At 69.8% G+C, this 23,309-nt stretch carries 20 protein-coding genes; 15 read left to right on the forward strand and 5 right to left on the reverse strand.

Annotation, left to right across the window (positions count from 1 at the left end; translation table 11 throughout):
• The first annotated feature begins 147 nt into the window (after window positions 1–147).
• From ACYVKZ_RS10020 to ACYVKZ_RS10040, 5 genes are all read left to right on the forward strand, one after another.
• The gene (locus ACYVKZ_RS10020; RefSeq protein ID WP_373458027.1) at window positions 148–1,299 is read left to right on the forward strand and encodes a PhoH family protein; all 1,152 of its coding nucleotides are present in this window, start codon (window positions 148–150) and stop codon (window positions 1,297–1,299) included.
• Window positions 1,296–1,769 carry an rRNA maturation RNase YbeY gene (gene ybeY, locus ACYVKZ_RS10025; RefSeq protein ID WP_460992060.1) on the forward strand — a complete coding sequence of 158 codons (474 nt, stop codon included), beginning with the start codon at window positions 1,296–1,298 and terminating at the stop codon, window positions 1,767–1,769. The genes ACYVKZ_RS10020 and ybeY overlap by 4 nt, the downstream gene beginning before the upstream one ends.
• Entirely contained in the window at window positions 1,766–3,064 is a 1,299-nt protein-coding gene (locus tag ACYVKZ_RS10030) for a hemolysin family protein (protein ID WP_460992062.1), read from the forward strand. Before ybeY ends, ACYVKZ_RS10030 begins: the two co-directional genes overlap by 4 nt.
• Window positions 3,057–4,007, forward strand: coding sequence for a GTPase Era (gene era, locus ACYVKZ_RS10035; protein WP_307007749.1), 951 nt, complete (start codon window positions 3,057–3,059; stop codon window positions 4,005–4,007). Before ACYVKZ_RS10030 ends, era begins: the two co-directional genes overlap by 8 nt.
• A gap of 239 nt (window positions 4,008–4,246) precedes the next feature.
• The gene (locus ACYVKZ_RS10040; protein ID WP_460992064.1) at window positions 4,247–5,635 is read left to right on the forward strand and encodes an LCP family protein; all 1,389 of its coding nucleotides are present in this window, start codon (window positions 4,247–4,249) and stop codon (window positions 5,633–5,635) included.
• An 89-nt stretch (window positions 5,636–5,724) separates the two neighbouring features.
• On the opposite strand, the gene ACYVKZ_RS10045 is transcribed toward ACYVKZ_RS10040, so the two are convergent.
• Complete coding sequence (locus ACYVKZ_RS10045; protein ID WP_460992066.1) at window positions 5,725–7,689, reverse strand: M13 family metallopeptidase; 1,965 nt, start codon at window positions 7,687–7,689, stop codon at window positions 5,725–5,727.
• A gap of 243 nt (window positions 7,690–7,932) precedes the next feature.
• Between ACYVKZ_RS10045 and leuA the strand changes: the two genes are divergently transcribed.
• From leuA to ACYVKZ_RS10060, 3 genes are all read left to right on the forward strand, one after another.
• Window positions 7,933–9,678, forward strand: a complete 1,746-nt coding sequence (leuA, locus tag ACYVKZ_RS10050) for a 2-isopropylmalate synthase (protein ID WP_460992068.1) — start codon at window positions 7,933–7,935, stop codon at window positions 9,676–9,678.
• Window positions 9,679–9,768: 90 nt separating this feature from the next.
• A complete protein-coding gene (gene recO, locus ACYVKZ_RS10055; RefSeq protein ID WP_460992070.1) occupies window positions 9,769–10,533 on the forward strand; it encodes a DNA repair protein RecO in 765 nt (254 codons plus the stop codon).
• A 70-nt stretch (window positions 10,534–10,603) separates the two neighbouring features.
• Window positions 10,604–11,422: an isoprenyl transferase gene (locus tag ACYVKZ_RS10060; protein WP_460992447.1), complete on the forward strand. Its 819-nt coding sequence runs from the start codon at window positions 10,604–10,606 to the stop codon at window positions 11,420–11,422.
• Here the strand turns inward: ACYVKZ_RS10060 and ACYVKZ_RS10065 are convergent.
• Window positions 11,419–12,399: an alpha/beta hydrolase gene (locus ACYVKZ_RS10065; protein WP_460992072.1), complete on the reverse strand. Its 981-nt coding sequence runs from the start codon at window positions 12,397–12,399 to the stop codon at window positions 11,419–11,421. The genes ACYVKZ_RS10060 and ACYVKZ_RS10065 overlap by 4 nt on opposite strands.
• 64 nt (window positions 12,400–12,463) lie before the next feature.
• Between ACYVKZ_RS10065 and ACYVKZ_RS10070 the strand changes: the two genes are divergently transcribed.
• Window positions 12,464–13,546: a quinone-dependent dihydroorotate dehydrogenase gene (locus tag ACYVKZ_RS10070; RefSeq protein ID WP_460992074.1), complete on the forward strand. Its 1,083-nt coding sequence runs from the start codon at window positions 12,464–12,466 to the stop codon at window positions 13,544–13,546.
• Window positions 13,547–13,680: 134 nt separating this feature from the next.
• On the opposite strand, the gene ACYVKZ_RS10075 is transcribed toward ACYVKZ_RS10070, so the two are convergent.
• Window positions 13,681–14,265, reverse strand: a complete 585-nt coding sequence (locus tag ACYVKZ_RS10075; RefSeq protein ID WP_460992076.1) for a DUF3043 domain-containing protein — start codon at window positions 14,263–14,265, stop codon at window positions 13,681–13,683.
• Window positions 14,266–14,370: 105 nt separating this feature from the next.
• On the opposite strand from ACYVKZ_RS10075, the gene ACYVKZ_RS10080 reads away from it, so the two are divergent.
• From ACYVKZ_RS10080 to ACYVKZ_RS10105, 6 genes are all read left to right on the forward strand, one after another.
• A complete protein-coding gene (locus ACYVKZ_RS10080) occupies window positions 14,371–15,777 on the forward strand; it encodes a M20/M25/M40 family metallo-hydrolase (RefSeq protein ID WP_460992078.1) in 1,407 nt (468 codons plus the stop codon).
• Between the two features lie 118 nt (window positions 15,778–15,895).
• Window positions 15,896–16,261, forward strand: coding sequence for an iron-sulfur cluster insertion protein ErpA (gene erpA / locus ACYVKZ_RS10085; protein WP_066497818.1), 366 nt, complete (start codon window positions 15,896–15,898; stop codon window positions 16,259–16,261).
• A 212-nt stretch (window positions 16,262–16,473) separates the two neighbouring features.
• Entirely contained in the window at window positions 16,474–17,331 is an 858-nt protein-coding gene (gene ctaC / locus ACYVKZ_RS10090; RefSeq protein ID WP_460992080.1) for an aa3-type cytochrome oxidase subunit II, read from the forward strand.
• A gap of 5 nt (window positions 17,332–17,336) precedes the next feature.
• Window positions 17,337–19,061 carry an aa3-type cytochrome oxidase subunit I gene (gene ctaD, locus ACYVKZ_RS10095; protein ID WP_460992082.1) on the forward strand — a complete coding sequence of 575 codons (1,725 nt, stop codon included), beginning with the start codon at window positions 17,337–17,339 and terminating at the stop codon, window positions 19,059–19,061.
• Window positions 19,058–19,459 carry a cytochrome c oxidase subunit 4 gene (locus ACYVKZ_RS10100; RefSeq protein WP_460992084.1) on the forward strand — a complete coding sequence of 134 codons (402 nt, stop codon included), beginning with the start codon at window positions 19,058–19,060 and terminating at the stop codon, window positions 19,457–19,459. The genes ctaD and ACYVKZ_RS10100 overlap by 4 nt, the downstream gene beginning before the upstream one ends.
• A 242-nt stretch (window positions 19,460–19,701) precedes the next feature.
• Window positions 19,702–20,439: a GntR family transcriptional regulator gene (locus ACYVKZ_RS10105; protein WP_307007789.1), complete on the forward strand. Its 738-nt coding sequence runs from the start codon at window positions 19,702–19,704 to the stop codon at window positions 20,437–20,439.
• 106 nt (window positions 20,440–20,545) lie between these two features.
• Here the strand turns inward: ACYVKZ_RS10105 and qcrB are convergent, their stop codons facing one another.
• Both qcrB and qcrA read right to left on the reverse strand, forming a co-directional pair.
• Window positions 20,546–22,228 (reverse strand): cytochrome bc1 complex cytochrome b subunit, encoded by a 1,683-nt coding sequence (gene qcrB / locus ACYVKZ_RS10110; RefSeq protein ID WP_460992086.1) that lies wholly within the window; start codon window positions 22,226–22,228, stop codon window positions 20,546–20,548.
• Window positions 22,225–23,271, reverse strand: coding sequence for a cytochrome bc1 complex Rieske iron-sulfur subunit (gene qcrA / locus ACYVKZ_RS10115; protein ID WP_460992088.1), 1,047 nt, complete (start codon window positions 23,269–23,271; stop codon window positions 22,225–22,227). Before qcrA ends, qcrB begins: the two co-directional genes overlap by 4 nt.
• Window positions 23,272–23,309 lie beyond the last annotated feature (38 nt).

Below are 23,309 nucleotides of genomic sequence, written 5' to 3' on the forward strand. Positions count from 1 at the left end.
CCACCGTCCAGCTTGGCACAGCATTGTGGCGTGGTCCCGGCCGAGAGGGGAATAGTGTCCCAAGTGATGCACGATTGATATTTCCAACGGATTTGGCCCGGCACGGCCCCCGCATTACACGGCCCCTGCGGCAGGCGCGGCAGTAGGATGGACTGGACGGGGGGCCAGAGGGCCGGCCACGAGCGGCCGACGGCCGCACCGAGGAGGAGAGACACGCCTGTGACCGCGGAGTTCCCGCACACCACGCCCGCGGCCCGCACCGAAGTGCTGCGCTTCGGTTCGAGCGACGAGATGGTCCGCATCCTCGGCCCGCACGACGAAGCCCTGCGGTACGTCGAGGAGCAGTTCCCGGCAGTGTCGATCCATGCGCGCGGCAACGAGCTCACCATCGTCGGTCCGACCGCCGAGGTACCGCACATCCGGCGGCTCTTCGAGGAGATCTCGGCCATCGCCGCGAGCGGGGCCACCGTGACCACGGCATCGCTCGAGCAGCTCGTCGCGATGCTGCGCACCCAGACGGTCGCGAGCCCGTCCGATGTGCTCACGCACAACATCCTCTCGAGCCGGGGCAGGACGATCCGCCCCAAGACGGCCAACCAGAAGGAGTACGTCGACGCGATCGACGCCAACACCGTGATCTTCGGGATCGGTCCTGCCGGCACGGGCAAGACCTATCTCGCGATGGCCAAGGCGGTCCAGGCGCTCCAGCACAAGGACGTCAGCCGGATCATCCTCACGCGGCCCGCGGTCGAGGCGGGGGAGCGGCTCGGCTTCCTCCCTGGCACACTCAGCGACAAGATTGACCCGTACCTGCGCCCCCTGTACGACGCGCTGCACGACATGATGGACCCCGAGTCCATTCCGCGCCTCATGGCGGCCGGCACCATCGAGGTGGCCCCGCTCGCGTACATGCGCGGGCGCACCCTCAACGACGCCTTCATCATCCTCGACGAGGCGCAGAACACGACGCCCGAGCAGATGAAGATGTTCCTCACGCGCCTGGGGTTCGGCTCGAAGATGGTCGTGACCGGGGATGTGACGCAGGTCGACCTCCCGACAGGAGCGGCGTCGGGCCTGCGAATCGTCCAGCAGATCCTCCAAGGGGTGGAGGACGTGAACTTCTCGGTGCTCGATGCCAGCGATGTGGTGCGGCACCGGCTTGTCGGAGACATCGTGGACGCCTACGGACGGTGGGATGCCAAGGAGCGCGCCCGGGTCCAGCGCCGGCGGGACCAGGCCCGCGCCCAGGGCTCCTCCACGCCGGTCGCGGGCGCGCCTGAGTCTAAGCTGGACTCGTGAGCATCGAAGTCAACAACGAGTCAGGCCTCGAGGTCGATGCCGAGGCCCTCGTGCGCCTTGCCCAGTTCGTGTTCGACCGCCTGTGGCTCCACCCGCAGACCGAACTGTCGATCCTGCTCGTCGACGAGGAGGCGATGGAGCGCCTGCACCTCGAGCTCATGGACGAGCCAGGGCCCACCGATGTGCTCTCGGTCCCCATGGATGAGCTCACGCCCGGCGCCCCGGGGCGCCCCACCCCCCAGGGCATGCTCGGTGACATCGCGATCTGCCCCCAGGTCGCGGTCCAGCAGGCCGAGCGCGGCGGGCATACGGCGGACGACGAGATGCTCCTGCTCGCGACCCACGGGATCCTGCACCTGCTCGGCTTCGACCACGCGGAGCCGGAGGAACGGGACGAGATGTTCGCGCTCCAGCGCGAGCTGCTCACCGAATTCCTCGGGAGGCCGGCACCGAGCGAGACGGTGGCGTGACCACCGCATTCCTGCTCATCCTCGCCCTCGTCTTCGTCGTCCTCGCAGGATTCCTCGCCGCCGCTGAGGCGGCGTTCGCCTTCCTCCCGCGCCACGACGCGGAGGAGCACATCGAGACCGGCCGTGCTGCGGCCCTCGCCCGCGTCCTGGCCGACCCGGTGCCGCACCTGCACGCGCTGCGGTTCTGGCGCATCTGGTTCGAGACCGCCGCGGCGGTGGCCGTGGCCGTCCTGGTGCACAGCTGGCTGGACAACGTCTGGCTCGCCGGGCTTGCCGCGACCGTGGTCATGGCCCTCATCGGCTTCCTGCTCGTCGGGGTCTCGCCCCGCCAGCTAGGGCGCCAGCACGCGCTGCCGATCGCCGCGGTCTCCGCGCCGCTCCTCAGCGGCCTCCGGGCCGCCCTCGGACCGGTCCCCGGCTGGCTCGTGCGGATCGGCAGCGCGGCCACCGGCACCGACCCGCGCCACGAGGAGGCCACGTACACCTCGACCGAGCTGCGCGAATTCGTCGAGCGCTCGAGCGACACCGAGGACCTCGAGGATGAGCAGGCCGAACTGCTCCAGTCCGTGTTCGAACTCGGCGAGACGCTCGTGCGCGCCGTCATGGTGCCACGGACCGACATCGTCGCGATCGAGTCCGGCTCGACGCTGCGCCAGTCCATGTCGCTGTTCCTGAGGTCGGGCTGCTCGCGCGTCCCGGTGTTCAGGGAGAGCCTCGACGACGTCAGCGGCGTCCTCTACCTCAAGGACGTCGCGGCGCGGCTCCACGAGGCCGCCGGCGCCGAACGCGAGGCAGTCGACTCGCTGGCGCGCGAGCCGCGGTTCGTGCCCGAGTCCAAGCCGGTCGACGAGCTGCTGAAGGAGCTGCAGCGCGAGTCGACGCATCTGGCCATCGTCGTCGACGAGTACGGCGGCACCGCCGGGCTGGTCACGCTCGAGGACCTCATCGAGGAACTCGTCGGCGAGATCGTCGACGAGTATGACGACGACGAGGCCGAGGCCCTCGACCTCGGCGACGGCCGGTTCCGTGTGAGCGCCCGCATGGGGCTGGACGACCTCGGCGAGCTGTTCGACGTCGACCTCGAGGACGACGAGGTGGAGACCGTCGGCGGGCTCCTCGCCAAGGGCCTCGGGCGCGTGCCGATCGTGGGCAGCACGGCCGAGGTCCACGGAATCCGCCTCACCGCAGAGCGGCGGGTGGGGCGCCGGAACCGGATCAGCCACATCCTCGCCGAGCGCGCCGAGCCGACCACGACTATTGAGAACAACGACGAGGCAGGGAACACCCATGGCTGAGAAGACCGAGGGGCACGGCGCCCCGGACTACCGCGCGGGATTCGCCGTGCTCGTGGGGCGGCCCAACGCGGGCAAGTCGACGCTGACCAACGCGCTCGTGGGCCAGAAGGTGGCCATCACCTCGGCGAAGCCCCAGACCACGCGGCACACGATCCGCGGCATTGTCCACCGCGAGGACGGGCAGCTGATCCTCGTCGACACCCCCGGGCTGCACCGCCCGCGGACCCTGCTCGGGCAGCGGCTGAACGACCTCGTGGCGGAGACCCTCTCCGAGGTCGACGCGATCGGGTTCTGCATTCCCGCGAACGAGCGGATCGGACCGGGAGACAAGTACATCGCCAACCAGCTGGCGGGCGTCCCGCGCAAGCCGATCGTCGCCCTCGTCACCAAGGCCGACCTCGTCGACCGCGCCCAGCTCACCGAGCAGCTCCTCGCCGTCGACGCCCTCGGGCGCGAAGTGCTCGGCGGCGAGGGCTGGGCCGACGTGGTGCCCGTCTCCGGGCAGGACGGATACCAGGTCTCCACGGTTGCGGACGTGCTGATCGGCCACATGCCGCCCTCGCCGCCGCTGTACCCGGACGGTGAGCTGACGGACGAGCCCGAGGCGGTCATGGTCGCCGAGCTCATCCGCGAAGCGGCCCTCGAGGGCGTGCGCGACGAACTGCCGCACTCGCTCGCGGTCGTGGTCGACGAGATCGTGCCGCGGGAAGGACGCAGCGAGGACAACCCGCTGCTCGACGTGAGGGTGAACCTGTTCGTCGAGCGGCCCTCGCAGAAGGCCATCATCATCGGCAAGGGCGGCGCACGGCTGCGGGAGGTCGGCACGGTGGCCCGGCGCGGCATCGAGGCGCTGCTCGGGACCCGGATCTACCTCGACCTGCACGTCAAGGTCGCCAAGGACTGGCAGCGCGACCCCAAGCAGCTGGGCCGGCTCGGGTTCTAGCCCGGCGCGAGCCGCTCCGCTGTGGCTACAGGGCCCACACAGGGTGGCCGGTTACTATATACCGACCCAGCCCCTCGCAGGAAGGCCTCTCCTTGGCTCGACGCGCCGATGCCGCGCCGGCTGCTCCCAGCAGCGCCCGACGCAGCGGCGTGCACCATGCACGCCCGAACGGATCCGCCCCGCTGCGACATGCGCGACCCCTCGGGAGGCGGCATCTCGCACTCAAGATCATCGGCGGTGTGGTGGCGCTGGTCCTCGTGGGAGTCATCGCCTTCGCCGGGTACTGGTTCATCCGGCTCGGATCCAACCTCCACCAGGCGCCGCTGAGCGCCGGCAATGCGACGGCGGACGCGACGAACGACGCGACCGACCCCCTCCAGATCCTCATCATCGGCACCGACACCCGGTCGGGCGCCGACGCGGCCTATGGCTCTCAGGCCGACAGCTCCGGGTACGGCAACTCCGACGTGATGATCCTCATGGACATCTCGGGGGACAACAAGGTCGTGTCGATGACGAGCTTCCCCCGCGACCTCATGGTACCGATCCCGAAGTGCCACGACCCGAAGACGAACCGGGACTTCCCGGCGCAGGCCGTGGGGCAGATCAACTCGGCCATGGCAGAGGCGGGCCCCGGCTGCGCGGTAGACACGGTCAACGCGCTCACCGGGCTGAAGATCGACCACTTCATGGTCGCCGACTTCAACGCCGTCAAGGACCTCTCCAACACGATCGGCGGGGTGCAGGTGTGCGTCAACGCCCCGATCGACGACCCTGCCTCGGGGCTCAAGCTCAACGCCGGGAACAACATGGTCCAGGGCGAGCAGGCCCTGGCCTTCCTGCGCAGCCGCCACGGTGTAGGCGACGGCAGCGACCTGTCCCGCATCAAGTCCCAGCAGGAGTTCCTCGCCTCGCTCGCGCGGAAGGTGAAGTCGGACGGCACACTCTCGGACGTGTCGAAGCTCCTCTCCATCGCTGACACGATCACCAAGAACCTCACCGTCGACCAAGGGCTCGGCAGCCCCCAGACGATGCTGACCATCGCCGGACGCCTCAAGGCCGTGGACCTGGCCAAGGTCTCGTTCGTGACCGTGCCGTGGGAGCCCTACACCGGGGATCCCAACCGCGTCCAGATCAAGCAGCCGGCGGCCGGCGCGCTCTTCCAGGCACTGCGGGAGAACCGCGACCTCACCGCGCCGGCGCCCGCGCCGAACCAGACCGCGAGCGCCGCCCCGACGAAGTCCTCCTCCTCTCCCGCTCCGCCCGCGTACGACAAGACGATCCAGCCTGTGACCGTGGCCGACGGCTCGGCCGTCACCGGCAGGTCCGCAGCACTGGTGCAGTTCCTCGCGGGCGAGGGCTTCGCGAAGACGACCCAGTTCACGGCGCCCCCGGTCGGCACGACGAACGTCTACTACGGCGGCGACTTCGCCGACGTCGCGGCCGACGTCGCCGCCAGCCTCGGGATCCCGTCGTCCCAGGTGCAGCAGGCGCCCAACGTCTACGGGGTGCAGGTCTACGTGGGGCAGGACTTCACGACCGGTACGCACTACACGCCGAAGATGCCGGACAACCTCGTGGCCCAGACCGCGGCCCAGAGCACCTGCCAGGCAGCCTTCGGGCAGTGACGGTGCCCCACTAGCGGTCAGAGAACGGCGGCCCCGGAATCCCTGCGGGGATTCCGGGGCCGCCGTGTCAGGACGGTGGGCGCAGGGCCCTACCAGATGGCCACGCGCTCCTCGGGCGCGAGCCACATCGCATCGCCCTCGGCCACGCCGAACGCCTCGTGGAAGGCATCGAGGTTCCTCGCGATGGCATTCGTGCGGAACTCGTTGGGGGAGTGCGGGTCGATCGAGAGGCGGCGCAGCGTCTCCTCCGGCCGGCACACCTGCCGCCACACCGTGGCCCACGAGATGAAGAACCGCTGCGCCCCGCTGAGGCCGTCGATGACCGGCGCCTCCTGTCCATGCAGGCTCAGCCGGTAGGCCTTGTAGGCGATGCCCAGGCCCCCGAGGTCGCCGATGTTCTCGCCGAGCGTCAGCCGCCCGTTCACGGTGTGGCCGGGTGTCTCCGCCGGTGCCAGCGCATCGAACTGGTCCACGAGCCGGGCCGTGAGCGCCTCGAAGGAGGCACGGTCCGCGTCCGTCCACCAGTTCCGCAGGGCGCCGGCCCCGTCGAACTGCGAGCCTTGGTCGTCGAACCCGTGCCCGATCTCGTGCCCGATCACGGCCGCGATCCCGCCGTAGTTCACGGCCGGGTCCGCGTCGGGGTGGAAGAACGGCTCCTGCAGGATGGCCGCCGGGAACACGATCTCGTTCATGAGCGGGTGGTAGTACGCGTTGACCGTCTGCGGGGTCATGAGCCACTTGACCCGGTCCACCGGCTTGCCGATCTCGTCCAGCAGGCGGTCGAGCTCTGCTGCGTGGGCGCGCCAGACGTTGCCGAGGAGGTCCGCCTCGTCGACCACGACATCGGAGAAGTCGATCCACTCGTCGGGGTAGCCGATCTTGGGCCGGAAGGCCGCGAGCTTCTCCAGCGCACGCTCCCGCGTCTGGCCGCCCATCCACGGGAGGACGGAGATGCTCTCGCGGTACGCCTCGACGATGTTGGCCACGAGCTCCTGCATGGCCGCCTTGTGGCCCTCGGGGAAGTGCCGCGCGACGTAGAGGCGGCCCACCGCCATCCCGAGGCCGGATTCGACCGCGCCGACGCCGCGCTTCCACCGCTCCTTGTTCTGGGGCGTGCCCGAGAGGACCGTGCCGTAGAACGAGAAATGGCGGTCGACGAACACCGAGGAGAGGAACGGCGCGGCGGAGCCCACCAGCTGGGCGGTCAGCCAGAGCTTCCAGGTCTGCAGGGGGACCTCCTCCAGGAGCCCGGAGATGCCCGCGAGGAAGTCCGGGTTGCCCACCACGAGCTCGGCCCGCGCTTCGGGTCCGACGCCGGTGGCCTCGGCCCAGGCCGCGAAATGCCCGAACGCCTCGGTCGCCTCGGCCTCGGTGCGAAGGTTGTACGTCCGCTGCGGGTCGCGGAGCGCCACCCGGTCCCAGTGGAGGGCCGCGATCCGCCGCTCGAGGCCGAGCACCCCGGCTGCGTCCTCCGCCGCCGTCGCCGAGCCCAGCAGGGCGAAGACGTCGCGGAGGTAGTCCTCGTAGGCGGTGACCGTCTCGGCGAACTTCTCATCCCGGTAGTAGGACTCGTCGGGGAGGCCGAGGCCGCCCTGGCTCGCATACAGGACCACGCGCTCGGGGTTGCCGGCGTCCGGTGCCGCGTAGAAGCTGAACAGTCCCTCGGTGCCCCCGCGCCCGAGGCGCGCCGACGTCGTGACGAGGGAGCCGACATCGTCCACCGCGGCGATCTCGGCGAGCAGCGGCTGCAGGGGAGCGGCCCCCAGCTCCTCGACGCGCCCCACGTCCATGAACGAGCGGAAGAACGCGCCGATCTTCGCCTCGTCCGAGCCCTCCGGGTGGTCGCCGCCGGCGAGGTCCTCGATGAGGGCCCGGACGTTCTCCTCGGAGAGGTCCCGCAGCTGGACGAACGTGCCGACGAGGGCCCGGTCCGCGGGGATCTCGGTCGAGCTCAGCCACCCTCCGTTGACGTGGCGGTAGAGGTCGTCCTGCGCCCTGACCCGGTCATCGAAGTACTGGCGGTCGACGCCGGACGGCGCGGCTGGCATGGTCATGGTGCCTCCTGTCTGCGGACGCTTCATCTTAGGCGCCGCGGCGTCACCCGGGCGGGCACGCCATGAGCGGATGCTATCGTGGGCGTGTGCCAACCGCGCTGCTTCTTCTTAGCTGCCGTGGCGGGGCCTTCTAGCCGCTGATCCAGCGCAGTGCTGATCCGTTGCAGGCCACCCCCGCCGCGGAGTTCCTACGTGCCCGGCCGCCGCGGATCACAGCAGCTACGAAAGGCCTACAGTAAAATCATGCGCAACGCTCAGAAGCCCTCGGGCATGCCCGTCCACCGCTACCTGCCCTTCCACGAGCAGATCACCGTCGAACTGCCCGACCGCACGTGGCCGGACCGGCGGATCGAGAAGGCGCCGCGCTGGTGCGCGGTGGACCTGAGGGACGGCAACCAGGCGCTCATCGACCCCATGAGCCCGGCCCGCAAGCTGAAGATGTTCAAGCTCCTCGTCGACATGGGCTACAAGGAGATCGAGGTCGGCTTCCCCTCGGCGTCGCAGACAGACTTCGACTTCGTCCGCCAGCTCATCGACGGCAACCACATCCCGGACGACGTCACGATCCAGGTCCTGACCCAGGCGCGCGAGCACCTCATCGAGCGGACCTACGAGGCCCTCGCCGGTGCGAAGCAGGCGATCGTGCACCTCTACAACTCGACCTCCGTGCTGCAGCGGCGCGTCGTGTTCAACCAGGACGAGGACGGCATCCTCGACATCGCAGTGCAGGGCGCGCTGCTGTGCAAGAAGTACCAGGAGATGATCCCGGACACGCACATCACGTACGAGTACTCTCCGGAGTCGTTCACGGGGACGGAGCTCGAGTACGCGGCGCGCGTCTGCAACGCCGTCGCGGAGGTCTTCGAGGCCAGCGCGGACAACCAGGTGATCGTGAACCTGCCGGCCACAGTCGAGATGGCGACCCCGAACGTCTACGCCGACTCGATCGAATGGATGAGCCGCAACCTGCATCCACGCGAGGGGATCATCCTGTCCCTCCACCCGCACAACGACCGCGGGACCGGGGTCGCGGCCGCCGAGCTCGGCTACATGGCGGGCGCGGACCGCATCGAGGGCTGCCTGTTCGGCAACGGCGAGCGCACCGGCAACGTCGACCTCGTCACGCTCGGCCTGAACATGTTCGTCCAGGGCGTCGACCCGATGATCGACTTCTCGAACATCGACGAGATCCGCCGCACGGTCGAGTACTGCAACCAGCTGCCGGTCGGCGAGCGCGTGCCCTACGGCGGCGACCTCGTGTTCACCGCGTTCTCCGGCTCACACCAGGACGCCATCAAGAAGGGCTTCGAGGCACTCGAGCGCGACGCCGCGTCCGCCGGGAAGACCGTCGAGGACTTCACCTGGCAGGTCCCCTACCTGCCGATCGACCCCAAGGACCTCGGCCGCAGCTACGAGGCCGTGATCCGGGTGAACTCGCAGTCCGGCAAGGGGGGCGTGGCCTACCTGCTCAAGAACGAGCACAGCCTGGACCTCCCGCGCCGGGCCCAGATCGAGTTCTCCGGCGTCATCCAGCGGCACACGGACACGGCGGGCGGCGAGGTCAGCGCGGCCCAGCTGTGGGCGATCTTCAGCGACGAGTACCTGCCCGCCGCGGAGGACGGCAGGGCGTGGGGCAAGTACGCGCTGAGCCACGTCACCGCGGAGTCCGACGAGGACGGCACGATGACGCTCAACGCCACGCTGCGGATCGACGGCCAGCGCGTGGAGCGCACCGGCACCGGCAACGGGCCCATCGCCGCGCTGCTGGACATCTTCGCCCAGGAGGGCCTCGACGTCCGGGTCCTGGACTACAGCGAGCACGCCCTGAGCGAGGGCGGCAACGCCCGGGCGGCCGCGTACGTCGAGTGCGCCGTCGGGGAGCGCGTCCTCTGGGGCGTCGGCATCGACCCGAACACCTCCATGTCCTCGCTCAAGGCCGTCATCTCCGCCGTGAACCGGGCCCTGCGCGACGCGGAGGTCGCCGCCTGAGGCACCCCGACGCAGTGCGCACGACGGCGCCGGGCCGCTCCGGCGCCGTCGTGCCGCCCGGGCGGCACTTCCGGTGGGAGAATGGACGTCATGGCTGAGACGACCTTCGCATCCCGGAGCTACCGGGACGACGGCGTCGTGCTGCGGACCCACAAGCTCGGAGAAGCGGACCGGATCGTGGTCCTGCTGACCCGCTCCCACGGACAGGTCCGCGCGGTTGCCCGCGGGGTGCGGCGCACCCGCAGCCGCTTCGGGGCGAGCCTCGAGCCGTTCATGGTCTCCGAGCTCCAGCTCGTGCACGGACGGTCCCTCGAGATTGTGAGCCAGGCGGCCGCGCGGGCCAGCTACGGCGCCCCGATCGCCGCCGACTACTCCCGCTACACCGTGGCGGCCGCGATGGCCGAGACCGCGGAGCGGCTCACGGCCTCCGAGGCCGACGCCGCGACCGCACAGTACCTGCTCCTCGTCGGCGCCCTCGCCGCGCTGAGCAGGGGAGCGCATCCGCCCGGCCTCATCCTCGACTCCTACCTCCTGCGGGCACTCTCGACCGCGGGCTGGGCGCCGAGCTTCACCGACTGCGCCCGCTGCGGCGAGCCGGGACCGCACGGGGCCTTCAGCGCGGCCCTCGGCGGGATCGTCTGCGCGGCCTGCCGCCCGCCGGGGTCCCCGGCCCCGGCCAGGGAGACCGTCCGGCTGCTCGCCGCGCTCCTGGCCGGCGACTGGGCCGCGGCCGATGCATCCGAGCCTGCCCACCGGCGGGAGGCCGCCGGGCTCGTTGCCGCCTATGCGCAATGGCACCTCGAACGCGCGGTGGGCTCCCTCAAGCTCGTCGAGCGCGAGCCCGCCGATCCCTGACAGCCGGCCGAGCGGCGTCGTCCGCGGCCGAGAAGACGCCCACAACCCGACCCGGACGGTGACCGCCCTCGTGACCCCCCTCTCCCCGCGACGCACCCGCACGGGCCGCCCGGCCCCTGCCGCGCCCTTCCCGCACCCCTCGGGCGCGACCCCGCCCGCCATCCCGCGTGAGTTCGTGCCCCGGCACGTCGCGATCGTCATGGACGGCAACGGCCGCTGGGCCAACCAGCGCGGCCTCCCGCGCATCGAGGGGCACAAGGCCGGGGAGCCGGCGCTGCTGGACGTCATGGCGGGCGCGATCGAGCTCGGCATCGAGTACGTCTCCGTGTACGCGTTCTCCACCGAGAACTGGAAGCGCTCGCCCGAGGAGGTGCGGTTCCTCATGGGGTTCAACAAGGACGTCCTGCGGCGCCAGCGCGACACTCTGGACTCGTGGGGCGTGCGCATCCGCTGGGCAGGGCGGCGGCCCCGCCTCTGGGGCTCGGTGATCAAGGAGCTCGAGGAGGCCGAGGCGTACACCCGCGAGAACACGGTCTGCCACCTGACGATGTGCGTGAACTACGGGGGCCGGGCCGAGATCGCGGATGCCGTCGCGGCGATCGCCCGCGACGTCGAGGCCGGCCGCCTGCGCGCGAGCAGCGTCGGGGAGAAGACCATCCAGCGATACCTCGATGAACCGGACTTGCCGGACGTGGACCTGTTCCTGCGCAGCTCGGGCGAGCAGCGCCTGAGCAACTTCCTGCTGTGGCAGTCGGCGTACGCCGAGATGGTGTTCCTCGACACGCTGTGGCCGGACGTCGACCGGCGGACCCTCTGGGAGGCCGTGGAGATCTACGCGCGGCGCGACCGCCGCTATGGGGGCGCGGTCGACCGGGCCCCACTGGGCTAGCCGGTCTGCCAGCCGAGCTGTTCGAGCCAGCGCCCCAGTCTGCCGTAGGCCTCGTTGCGGACGGGCGCGGGGGAGAGCAGCACATCGTGCAGGCCGCCCTCCACGAGCGCCTCGTCGAGCTGCACGCAGAGCTCCGCAGCCGCCCGGCGCATGGGCGCGATGGAGAGCACCGCGTCCCGCTCGCGCATCCGCTCCCGCCACACCGGCCCGACGTCCGAGGTGGTGGAGGCGAGCAGCAGGGACGGCAGCTCGATCCGCGGCCCCGACCGCAGGAGGCGCTGCCCCTGGAGGACGCCATGGAGCCACCCCACCCGCACGGGGAAGGCGTTGCGCGGGCGCAGGTCCTCGCGGAGCTCCCACTCGCCCCCGGCCTCCTTCGCGACCGCGCGCCAGAAGTAGCCGCGGGACGGCAGGGGAAGCTGCTGCCGCGGCCACCGCAGCGACGCCGGGCGCAGGGCGGCCTCCAGGACCCGGCCGGCCGCCGCACCGCCGTGCGCGACGAGCCACGGGCTGCTCAGGACGAGCCCGGTGAGCTGCTCCCCGGACCGCTGCGCGTACAGCGCCGCCGCGAGGCCGCCTGTCGAGTGCCCCATGAGCACCGGCCGTGTGCCCGAGTCGGCGTAGACCGCGGCAACCGCTGCGTCCAGGCTCTCGAGGTAGTGCTCGGCCGAACCGACGAATCCGGGCATCTCGCCTCCCGCCAGGCTCCGCCCGTGCTCGGGAAGGTCGAGGGCGTAGAACCGGTAGCCGCGGGCAGCGGCGAAATGGGCGAGTTCGAGGTTGAAGAAGTAGTCGCTCCAGCCGTGCACGTACAGCAGCGCCCCCTCCGCCGGCCGCGGGGCCGGGCCTCCGGGGCCCGCTGTTCCCTCCGCCGGGTCGAACCTGATGAGCGTGCCGAGCTCGCCGTGGCGCCCGCGGCCGAGCGGGGCCGACTCGACACCGCGGCCCAGGAAGTCCTGGGTCCAGTGGAGCGGCATGGGGCCTCCTGATCGTGGCGTCAAGAACGAGAGTAGAGAGCAGCGGGCATGGGAGACTAGACCCATGCGCTTCTACCCCCTGTTCTTCCGTGCTGCCTTCTCCTGGATGGACGCCGAGCGGGCCCACCGGATTGGGTTCGGAGCGATCCGGGCTGTGCACTCCTGCGGGCTCGGCCGGGTCCTCGCCAGGTACACGGCGCCTGCGCCGTCGCTGCGGACCGAGGCCCTGGGGCTCGCCTTCCCCTCTCCCTTCGGCCTCGCGGCTGGCTTCGACAAGGAGGGCCGGGGGATCGAGGCCCTCGCCGAGCTGGGCTTCGGGCACATCGAGGTCGGCACCATCACCGGGCAGGCGCAGCCGGGCAATCCGCGGCCGCGGCTGTTCCGCCTCATCGAGGACCGCGCTGTCGTGAACAGGATGGGCTTCAACAACGACGGCGCCGCCGCCGTGGCACCCCGCATCGCCGCCGCGCGGGCCGCCCTCGAGGCGCGCTACGGCGCGGGCCGGCCGGTCATCGGGGTCAACATCGGTAAGACCAAGGTCGTGGAGCTCGAGGACGCCGCCGACGACTACCGCGTCAGCGCGCGGGCACTGGCCCCGGTGGCGGACTACCTGGTGGTGAACGTCAGCTCGCCGAACACGCCGGGGCTGCGCCTCCTGCAGAGCGTCGAGACCCTGCGGCCGCTCCTGGCCGCGGTGCGCGAGGAGTCGGAGGCGGCCGCGGGCCGCCGGGTGCCGCTGCTGGTGAAGATCGCCCCGGACCTCTCCGACGCCGACGTCGACGACGTGGCCCGGCTTGCGCTCGAGATGGGGCTCGACGGCATCATCGCCACCAACACCACCATCTCCCGGGACGGCCTCGCCAGCCCCGCCGAGGCCGTCGACGCCGCGGGCGCGGGCGGCCTCTCGGGCGCCCCGCTCAAGGTCCGCTCCCTCGAGGTGCTGCGCCGCCTCAAGGCCGCGGTGGGGGACCGGCTCGCCCTCGTCGCGGTGGGCGGGGTGGAGACTGCGGACGATGTCCGCGAGCGCCTCGACGCCGGCGCCACCCTCGTCCAGGGCTACACCGCCTTCCTCTACGAAGGGCCCTTCTGGGCGGCGGCCGTCAACCGCGGCCTCGCCCGCCGGCCCGCCCCCGCACGGACGCGCTGACCCCCAGCCTGGGCCGCGCGCGCCGGGTCCGGACCGGGAGACGGACGACGGCGGCGCGGCACCTGGGTGGGTGCCGCGCCGCCGTCGTGGTCAGGGCTGCCGGGGAATGCCCCGCAGCTGTGGGGCCCGGGCCGTCAGGCCGGGTACTGGCCGCGCTTCGCGAGCGCCTTGGGCAGCCGCAGCGGACGGAACTGCAGGGCCCGCATGCTGCCGTACCACACGGTGCCGCGCTCGACGTCGCCGAACTTGGCCTGCAGCGCGCGCTTGAGGCGGCGGGAGAGCCAGAAGGTGTCCACGAACACCAGGAGGAAGACGATCCAGAAGGCCCCGAGGATGAACACCTGGGCGGCGGCGGCCTGCGGGACGATGAACGAGATGACCACGAAGGCGAGGGCCGCGAACATCAGGTACTCGCCGAGGTTGAAGCGCGCATCGACGAAATCACGGGCGAACCGCTTCTGCGGGCCCCGGTCGCGGAACGGCATGTTCCGCTCGTCGCCGGTCTCGAGGGCCCGGCGCACGCGCTGGCGCTCCTCGACGGCGGCCTGCCGCTCGGCGGCCCTGGAGGCCTTGCGGTCCGTGGGGACGAGGGGACGCCGCCGCGCCGCCTCCTGGTCTCTGCGCCTCGGGGTCGGGGTCCCCTTGCCCACGACCGGGACCTGGGGCTCGGCGGGCTGCGGGGTCGTCTCGGCAGCTGGCTCGTTCTTGCGTCCAAACACCCTCCAAGGATAGCGGCCGGTGCCGGGTGCGGCCGCCGCGGACGCCCCGGCCCCGGGGACGTGCCGCCCATTGATGGGGGAGGGGCTCCCTTGTAATGTCAAGCCATGCCTTCACATCTACCCCAGCCCGTGCCCGCCGCCGACGTCGCAGCGCTGCGGGCCGCCGTCGGCCGCCGCTTCGCCGACACCGTCGCCGAGCTGACCCGGCTCGTCGCGATCCCCGGGATCGCGTGGCCGTCCTTCCCGCCCACCGAGATCGAGCGCAGCGCCGAGGCCGTGCTCGAGCTCGTCCGCGGCGCCGGCATCCAGGACGCCGAGATCCTCCGTGCGCCCCGCCCCGACGGTACCGAGGGCGGCCCCGCCGTCGTCGCGCGGCACCCCGCGAAGCCCGGCCAGCCCACGGTCCTGCTCTACGCCCACCACGACGTGCAGCCGCCGGGGGACCTGGACCTCTGGGACACCGAGCCGTTCACGGCCACGGAACGCGACGGGCGGCTGTACGGCCGGGGGAGCGCGGACGACAAGGCCGGCATCCTGGTCCACCTCGCCGCCTTCCGCGCCGTCTCCGAGGTCCTCGCCGACAGGCTCGGGATCGGCGTCACCCTCTTCATCGAAGGCGAGGAGGAATTCGGTTCCCCGTCCTTCCGCTCATTCCTCGAGGCGCACCGCGAACGGCTCGCAGCGGACGTGATCGTCGTCGCCGACTCGAGCAACTGGGCGGTCGGCCAGCCCGCGCTCACGGCGAGCCTCCGCGGTCTCGTCGACGGCACGTTCGAGGTGGCCGTGCTCGACCACTCGGTCCACTCCGGCGTGTTCGGCGGCCCGATCCTCGACGCGCCCACCATCCTCGCCCGGCTGATCGCCACGCTGCACGACGACGCCGGCAACGTCGCCATCGAGGGGCTTGTGGCCCACGACGACGCCGACCTCGACTATCCCGAGGAGCAGTACCGGCAGGACGCCTCCGTGCTGGAGGGGGTGCGCCTCGCGGGGACGGGCAGCATCGCCGCCCGGCTGTGGCGCCGGCCCGCGCTGTCCATCATCGGCATCGACGTCCCCGCCGTGGACGTCGCGTCCAACACCATCCAGGCCCGGGCGCGCGCCAAGTTCAGCCTCCGCCTCGCCCCCGGGCAGGACCCGGACGCCGCGATGGACTGCGTCCGCGAGCACCTCGAGGCCCATGTGCCGTTCGGCGCCCACCTCACGTTCACACCCAAGGAGAAGGGCAGCGCGTACCAGGCCGACACCGGCTCCGCGGCCGCTGGCACCGTCCTGTGGGCGCTCGGCGAGGCGTGGGGCACGCCTGCGGTCCACACCGGCATGGGCGGCTCGATCCCGTTCATCGCAGACCTCAAGGAGATCTTCCCCGCCGCCGAGGTCCTCATCACCGGCGTCGAGGACCCCGACTCGCGGGCCCACAGCGCCAACGAGTCGCTCCACCTCGGCGACTTCGAGAAGTGCATCGTGGCGGAGAGCCTGCTCCTGGCCGGACTGCACCGCGACGGAGTGTGAACTCGCCCTCAGAGGGTTGGCAGGGCCTGCCGCCTCGGTCGTAGCATGGAGGGAAGGCCCAACGAGGCCGGGCGGGCACTCCGCCGGCCACGCCGGACGGCACGAGAGAAGGTACGGAATGAGCACTGCAATCAATGAGCCGGCCGAGGCCCTGGCCTCGCACGAGGTGCAGCTGACCGAGGTCGCGGCCGGGAAGGTCCGCAGCCTGCTGGAGCAGGAGGGACGCACTGACCTGCGCCTGCGTGTCTCGGTCCAGCCCGGGGGCTGCTCGGGACTCATCTACCAGCTGTACTTCGACGAGCGCCTCCTGGACGGCGACGCCGTGCGGGACTTCGACGGCGTCGAGGTGGTCGTGGACAAGATGAGCGTGCCGTACCTCGCGGGCGCCACCATCGACTTCGAGGACTCCATCTCGAAGCAGGGCTTCACGATCGACAACCCCAATGCGCAGGGCTCGTGCGCATGCGGTGATTCCTTCCACTGAGCCGCTTCGGGCACGGCGTCGGCCGCGCCTCGACAGGACTGCCAACGGTCCCGTCGGGGCGCGGCCGACGCGTCTGCGGGACATGTGGGATATTGGCCGATGTTCGCTGTAAGCTCTACACCGAGTAGTAAAACTATGTCGCCCGGTCGCGTGCACGGGAGCTCGTCTGCCGTGCTGCCACCGGAGAGAAGCACCAAGAGGAAGGGCCGTCTGTGAGGTCGCAGAACCGAACCAGCAGGCAGCGCGCACGCATCATCACGGTCTCGGCAGTAGCCGCGGCCGGCGCGCTCGCGCTGTCTGGATGTTCACCCGAGGTCCAGCGTGGCTGGCTACCCACTGATCGGGATACCACGAGCAATACGCCGATCCTGACGGACCTCTGGGTGAATTCCTGGATTGCGGCCATGGCCATCGGCTTGATCACCTGGGCCCTCATCCTCTGGTGCATCGTCGCGTACCGCCGGCGCAAGGGCACGACGGGCTTCCCCCGCCAGACGAGCTACAACCTGCCGCTCGAGATCTTCTACACGGCGATCCCGCTGTTCCTCGTCTTCACGTTCTTCTACTTCACTGACCGTGACCAGCGCGCGATCGACACCCCGAACGCGAACCCGGACGTGACCGTCAATGTGGTCGGCAAGCAGTGGTCCTGGGACTTCAACTACAAGCAGGGCGGCGTCGTCAAGGACGACGTGCACGAGGCCGGCACCCAGGCGCAGCTGACGGGCCAGGCGATCGACCTCAACACGCTGCCGACCCTCTACCTGCCGGTCGGCAAGTCGGTGACCGTCGAGCTCACCTCCCGCGACGTCATCCACTCGTTCTGGGTCCCCGCGTTCCTCCAGAAGCGCGACATGATCCCGGGCAAGCCGAACTACATGTACTTCACGCCGCAGAAGGAAGGCACCTACGACGGCAAGTGCGCCGAGCTCTGCGGCGAGTACCACTCGGAGATGCTGTTCCGCGTGAAGGTCGTCTCCGAGGCGGAGTTCCAGGCGCATCTGGCGGGCCTCGACAAGGGCCTCCTGGACACGAAGTACGACCGCAACCCTAACCAGAACCAGAAGTAGGGACCATGGCTACCTATACCCAGTCGCCTTCTGCCGGTGCTGTAAGCGCACCGGTGGTGCCGACGTCCAAGGGGCGCATCGTCGTCAACTGGATCACCTCGACCGACCACAAGACCATCGGGTACATGTACCTGATCGCGTCGTTCGTGTTCTTCTGCCTCGGCGGCGTGATGGCGCTGCTCATCCGCGCGGAGCTCTTCGAGCCGGGCATGCAGATCCTGCAGACCAAGGAGCAGTACAATCAGCTGTTCACGATGCACGGCACGATCATGCTGCTCATGTTCGCGACCCCGCTCTTCGCGGGCTTCACGAACGTGATCATGCCGCTGCAGATCGGCGCCCCCGACGTCGCGTTCCCGCGTCTGAACGCCCTCGCGTTCTGGTTCTTCCTCTTCGGCTCCACCATCGCGACCGCCGGCTTCATCACGCCCCAGGGCGCCGCCTCGTTCGGATGGTTCGCCTACGCACCGCTGTCGAACACGACGTTCACGCCGGGCGTGGGCGGTGACCTGTGGGTCTTCGGGCTCGCGCTCTCGGGCTTCGGCACCATCCTCGGCGCCGTCAACTTCATCACCACCGTGATCTGCATGCGCGCCCCGGGCATGACCATGTGGCGCATGCCCATCTTCACGTGGAACGTGTTCATCACCTCGATCCTGGTGCTGATGGCGTTCCCGCCGCTCGCCGCGGCCCTGTTCGGCCTCGGAGCGGACCGTCGGTTCGGCGCCCACATCTTCGACCCGGAGAACGGCGGCGCCATCCTCTGGCAGCACCTGTTCTGGTTCTTCGGCCACCCCGAGGTGTACATCATCGCGCTGCCGTTCTTCGGCATCGTCTCGGAGATCTTCCCGGTCTTCAGCCGCAAGCCGATCTTCGGCTACAAGGGCCTCGTCTTCGCGACCATCTCCATCGCGGCCCTCTCGGTCAGCGTGTGGGCACACCACATGTATGTGACCGGCGCGGTCCTGCTCCCGTTCTTCTCGTTCATGACGATGCTGATCGCGGTGCCGACCGGCGTGAAGTTCTTCAACTGGATCGGCACGATGTGGCGGGGCTCGCTGACCTTCGAGACGCCCATGCTGTGGAGCCTCGGCTTCCTCATCACGTTCCTCTTCGGTGGCCTCACGGGCATCATCCTCGCGTCGCCGCCGCTGGACTTCCACGTCTCGGACACCTACTTCGTGGTGGCGCACTTCCACTACGTCGTCTTCGGTACGGTCGTGTTCGCGATGTTCGCCGGGTTCTACTTCTGGTGGCCGAAGTTCACCGGCAAGATGCTCAACGAGCGTCTCGGCAAGATCCACTTCTGGCTGCTCCTCATCGGCTTCCACGGCACCTTCCTGATCCAGCACTGGCTGGGCGTCATGGGCATGCCGCGCCGCTACGCCGACTACCTCCCGCAGGACAACTTCACCTGGATGAACCAGTTCTCCACGATCTTCTCCTTCGTGCTGGGCGCTTCGCTGATCCCGTTCTTCTGGAACGTGTACATCACGGCACGCCACGGCAAGAAGGTCCTCGTGGACGACCCGTGGGGCTTCGGCGGATCGCTCGAGTGGGCCACCTCCTGCCCGCCGCCGCGGCACAACTTCACGTCGCTGCCGCGCATCCGTTCCGAGCGTCCTGCGCTTGACCTCCACCACCCGGAGCTCTCGAGCGTTGGAGCAGTCCAGCACGCGGGGGCAACCGCCGCCGTCGCGGCCGCCGACCGTAAGGACACCGCCAAGTGAAAATCGAGACGATGATCTTCGCGATCGTGGGGCTGTTCTTCCTGCCCGTGGCGATCGTCTATGGGTTCATGACCCACTGGACCGAATGGGTCGGCATCATCGGCCTCCTGCTCGCGTTCGGGCTGGGCGTCATGATCAGCTCGTACATCATGGTCACGGGTCGCCGCGTCGGACTCCGTCCCGAGGACCGCGAGGATGCCGAGATCCACGAGGGTGCTGGCGAGCAGGGCCACTTCAGCCCCTGGAGCTGGTGGCCGCTGGTCCTGGGCGCCTCGGCGGCGATCAGCTTCCTCGGTGTCGCAGTCGGCTGGTGGATCCTCTTCATCGGGGCGGGCATCGCCATGGTCGCCCTCGTCGGCTGGGTCTTCGAGTACAGCCGCGGAGACCACGCGCACTGAGCTCGCTCGGCCTTCACGCCGGTGGCCGGCACCCTCACGATGAGGGTGCCGGCCACCGGCGTTTCTGCCCTCGGCCGAGAGCGTGGGGCGGCGTGCGCGCACGCCGTGGGCGTGTGTCAGGATTGAAGCGCGACACGTGCCGCCCGCCCCTGCCGGGGCACGCGGCCCCGCGGCTCACGAGGAGGACTGTGCACAACGCCGAGGGCATCGACGGCGAGCTCGACCGCTCGTCGAAGACCGCCATGTACATCCAGCTGCGGGAGATCCTCCGTTCGCATATCGCCGTGAAGCTCGCTCCCGGCGCGCCGCTGCCGTCCGAGCGGGACCTCTCGCTGCGCTTCGGCGTGGCCCGGATGACGGTGCGCCAGGCGATCGATGCGCTCGTGGCGGAGGGCGTGCTGGACCGCATCGTCGGGCTGGGGACGTTTGTCAGCCGCCCGAAACTCGACCTCCAGATGAAGCTCACCTCCTATTCGGAGGAGATGCAGCGCCGTGGAATGGTCCCGGACGCCAAGGTCCTCAGCTTCGAGCAGATCGGCGCCTCCGCCTACCTCGCCCGGGAGCTCAAGGTCGACGAGGGCACCCCAGTGGTCCGCTTCCGGCGGCTCCTGCTGGCGGACAAGGAGCCGATGAGCGTCGACGAGAACTACATCGTGGCCAGCCGGGTCCCCGGCTTCACCGACGGCCCGCCGCCCAACTCGCTCTACCAGGTGCTCAGCGAGAAGTACGGCCTCGTCATGGAGTGGGGGGAGGACACCATCGAGGCGACTGCTGCCTCCCCGTCCACAGCCCGCCTCCTCAACGTCGAGATGGGCTCGCCGCTTCTGAAGATCCAGCGCCATGCCTACGTCTCGAAGTCGATCGTGGACTACTCGGTGTCCTACTACCGAGCTGACCGCTACAAGCTCTGGGTGCCGCTCCAGCGCCCGGGAGTCCGTACCCCCCGCAGCTACTCGCCGAAGCGTTTCCGCGCGCTCTGAGCCGCCCTGGTGGGCGCTCAGCCCCGCATCCGGGGAAGCGCACATATGGGAAGGACCCCGCACCATGATGGTGCGGGGTCCTTCCCCGTTGAGGAGGCTGCCAGCGTCAGTGGCTGATGCTCTTGGCCTCGTCGTGCGACTCGATCGCCTCGTGGTGCCCATGGGCATGGGCGGCCTCGAGCTCGGCAGGCGTCACGGGAGCGACGCGGTCCTCGAAGAACCACTTGGAGAGCTTCGCGCGGCGCTTCTCCTTGCGGTCCACGACACCCTTGGCGTTCGGCTGTGCCGGAAGGGCGTGCGGCGACTCGAAGCCCACCAGACGGTAGCGCTTGTATTCGTCGACCGGGGCGTGCACCTCGATGAACTCGCCGTGGGGGAGCCGGACAATACGGCCCGTCTCCCGGCCGTGGAGGGCGATCTCACGGTCCTTGCGCTGGAGCGCCAGGGCGATCCTCTTCGTGACCACGAACGCGATGATCGGGCCTGCGAAGAACAGCGCGCGGAGCCAGTAGGTCACATCGTTGAGCGCCACGTGGAAGTGGGTCGCGATGAGGTCGGAGCTGGCTGCAGCCCACATGACGCAGTAGAACGTGAACCCGGCCATGCCGATCGCGGTGCGCGTCGGGGCGTTCCGGGGACGATCCAGGACGTGGTGCTCGCGCTCGTCCTTGGTGATCCACCGCTCGATCCAGGGGTACGTGAACAGCACGGTGAAGACGATGCCGGCAGGGACGAGGGCGGGCAGGAGCACATTGAGCGTGAGCGTCTGGTCGAAGATCATGAACTCGAAGTGCTGCCGGTACCCGCCGATCGGCCCGAGGACGCCCGGCATGAGGCGCAGTGCGCCGTCGACCCAGCCGATGTACCAGTCCGGCTGCGTGCCGGCCGAGACGGGGGAGGGGTCGTAGGGACCGTAGTTCCAGATCGGGTTGATCGTGAAGGCCGAGGCCATCGCGGCGATCACGCCGAACACGATGAAGAAGAAGCCGCCCGCCTTGGCCGCGTAGACCGGGCCGAGGGGGTAGCCGACGACGTTGCCGTCGTTGCGGCCCGGGCCGGGGTACTGCGTGTGCTTGTGCACCACGACGAACATCAGGTGCATCGCCACGAACAGCAGGATCATCGCGGGGATGAGCAGGATGTGCAGCACGTAGAGGCGCCCGATGATGGCCGAGCCCGGGAACTCGCCGCCGAAGAGGAACATCGAGATCCAGGTGCCGATGATCGGGATGGACTTGATGACGCCGTCGATGATGCGGAGGCCGTTGCCCGAGAGCAGGTCGTCCGGGAGGGAGTAGCCGGTGAAGCCGGCTGCCATGCCCAGGATGAGGAGCACGCCGCCGATGACCCAGTTCATCTCACGCGGCTTGCGGAACGCGCCGGTGAAGAAGACGCGCAGCATGTGCACGCTCATCGAGGCCACGAACAGCAGGGCGGCCCAGTGGTGGACCTGGCGCATGAAGAGCCCGCCGCGCACCTCGAAGGAGATGTGCAGCGAGGACTGGTAGGCGACCGACATCTCCATGCCGCGCAGCGGCACGTAGGCGCCGGCGTAGTGCGTCTCCGCCATCGACGGATCGAAGAAGAACGTCAGGAAGGTGCCCGACAGCAGCAGGATGACGAAGCTGTAGAGGGCAACCTCGCCGAACATGAACGACCAGTGGTCGGGGAAGACCTTGCGGCCGAACTCCCGGACCACGCTCGACGCGCCGGTGCGCTGGTCGACGAAGCTGGCGATCCGGCCGACCTTGGTCGGCGGCTGATAGGTGGAGGCGGTAGTGCCGCTCACGAGTACTCACGCTCCCAGTAGCTAGGTCCAACAGGTTCGTGGAAGTCCGACGTGGCCACCAGGTAGCCGTCGGCGTCGACCTCGATCGGGAGCTGCGGAAGCGGACGGCTCGCAGGACCGAAGATGACCTCGCACTCGTGGGTGAGGTCGAAGGTCGACTGGTGGCACGGGCACAGCAGGTGGTGGGTCTGCTGCTCGTAGAGTGCCACCGGGCAGCCGACGTGCGTGCAGATCTTGGAGTACGCGACGATGCCGTTGTAGCTCCAGGTCTCGCGACCGGGCGAGATGTGCAGGTCCGTCGGGTTGAGGCGCATGAGCAGGACGACGGCCTTGGCCTTCTCGTTCAGCTTGCCCTCGGTGAGGTCGTTCAGACCCTCGGGAATGACGTGGAACGCGGAGCCGATGGTGACGTCCGAGGCCTTGATCGGCGTGCCGTCCGGGTCACGGGTGAGGCGGACCTTCTTGCCGTTCTTCGGGGCCCACATCGTGTGGCGCAGCTTGTCGTTCGCGTTCGGTCCCAGGTCGCCGAAGACGGCGAGGGCCGGGAGCGGGGCAAGCGCGAGCGCGCCGATGAGCGTGTTCCGGATGAGGGGACGGCGCTTGATGCCCGTCTCCTCGATGATGTCGTCGACGATCTTGACCGCGGCGACGCGGTCCTCCTCGGAGCTGATCGCGTGCCGCGACTCCGAGACCTCATGGTCGGGCATGAGCGCCTTGGCCCAGTGCACGATCCCCGTGCCGATGCCGAGCATGGCGAAGGTGGTGCCGAGGCCGAGCAGGATGTTCTGCAGGCGGATCGTCGGGATCGTCGAGTCGCTGCCCAAGTCGATGGCGAAGTACGCGACGAGGAACACGATGGTGCCGATCACCGAGATGATGAACAGAATCGTGACCTGGCGCTCAGCGCGCTTCGCAGCCCTGGGGTCGGTGTCAGCCAGACGGAGGCGGTGCGGCGGGAGTCCCGGATCCGCGAACTTCTCTGTCTGACCAGCCGTAGCTACGGCGCCCCCGGTCTGGGGAGAACCGTCACTATGGTTGCCCATATTTCCCCTCATCCTTCCTGGCCCCCGGCAGCCGGGGG

Source organism: Sinomonas soli, assembly GCF_054782415.1.

Excerpts from the sequence above, each read along its gene's own strand:
- ACYVKZ_RS10080 (WP_460992078.1), top strand. The coding sequence starts at position 14,371 with ATGCCTTCACATCTACCCCAGCCCGTGCCCGCCGCCGACGTCGCAGCG.
- qcrA (WP_460992088.1), bottom strand. The coding sequence starts at position 23,271 with ATGGGCAACCATAGTGACGGTTCTCCCCAGACCGGGGGCGCCGTAGCT.
- ACYVKZ_RS10105 (WP_307007789.1), top strand. The coding sequence starts at position 19,702 with ATGTACATCCAGCTGCGGGAGATCCTCCGTTCGCATATCGCCGTGAAG.
- ACYVKZ_RS10065 (WP_460992072.1), bottom strand. The coding sequence starts at position 12,399 with ATGCCGCTCCACTGGACCCAGGACTTCCTGGGCCGCGGTGTCGAGTCG.
- erpA (WP_066497818.1), top strand. The coding sequence starts at position 15,896 with ATGAGCACTGCAATCAATGAGCCGGCCGAGGCCCTGGCCTCGCACGAG.
- era (WP_307007749.1), top strand. The coding sequence starts at position 3,057 with ATGGCTGAGAAGACCGAGGGGCACGGCGCCCCGGACTACCGCGCGGGA.
- ACYVKZ_RS10070 (WP_460992074.1), top strand. The coding sequence starts at position 12,464 with ATGCGCTTCTACCCCCTGTTCTTCCGTGCTGCCTTCTCCTGGATGGAC.
- ACYVKZ_RS10045 (WP_460992066.1), bottom strand. The coding sequence starts at position 7,689 with ATGACCATGCCAGCCGCGCCGTCCGGCGTCGACCGCCAGTACTTCGAT.
- ACYVKZ_RS10020 (WP_373458027.1), top strand. The coding sequence starts at position 148 with ATGGACTGGACGGGGGGCCAGAGGGCCGGCCACGAGCGGCCGACGGCC.
- ctaD (WP_460992082.1), top strand. The coding sequence starts at position 17,337 with ATGGCTACCTATACCCAGTCGCCTTCTGCCGGTGCTGTAAGCGCACCG.
- recO (WP_460992070.1), top strand. The coding sequence starts at position 9,769 with ATGGCTGAGACGACCTTCGCATCCCGGAGCTACCGGGACGACGGCGTC.
- leuA (WP_460992068.1), top strand. The coding sequence starts at position 7,933 with ATGCGCAACGCTCAGAAGCCCTCGGGCATGCCCGTCCACCGCTACCTG.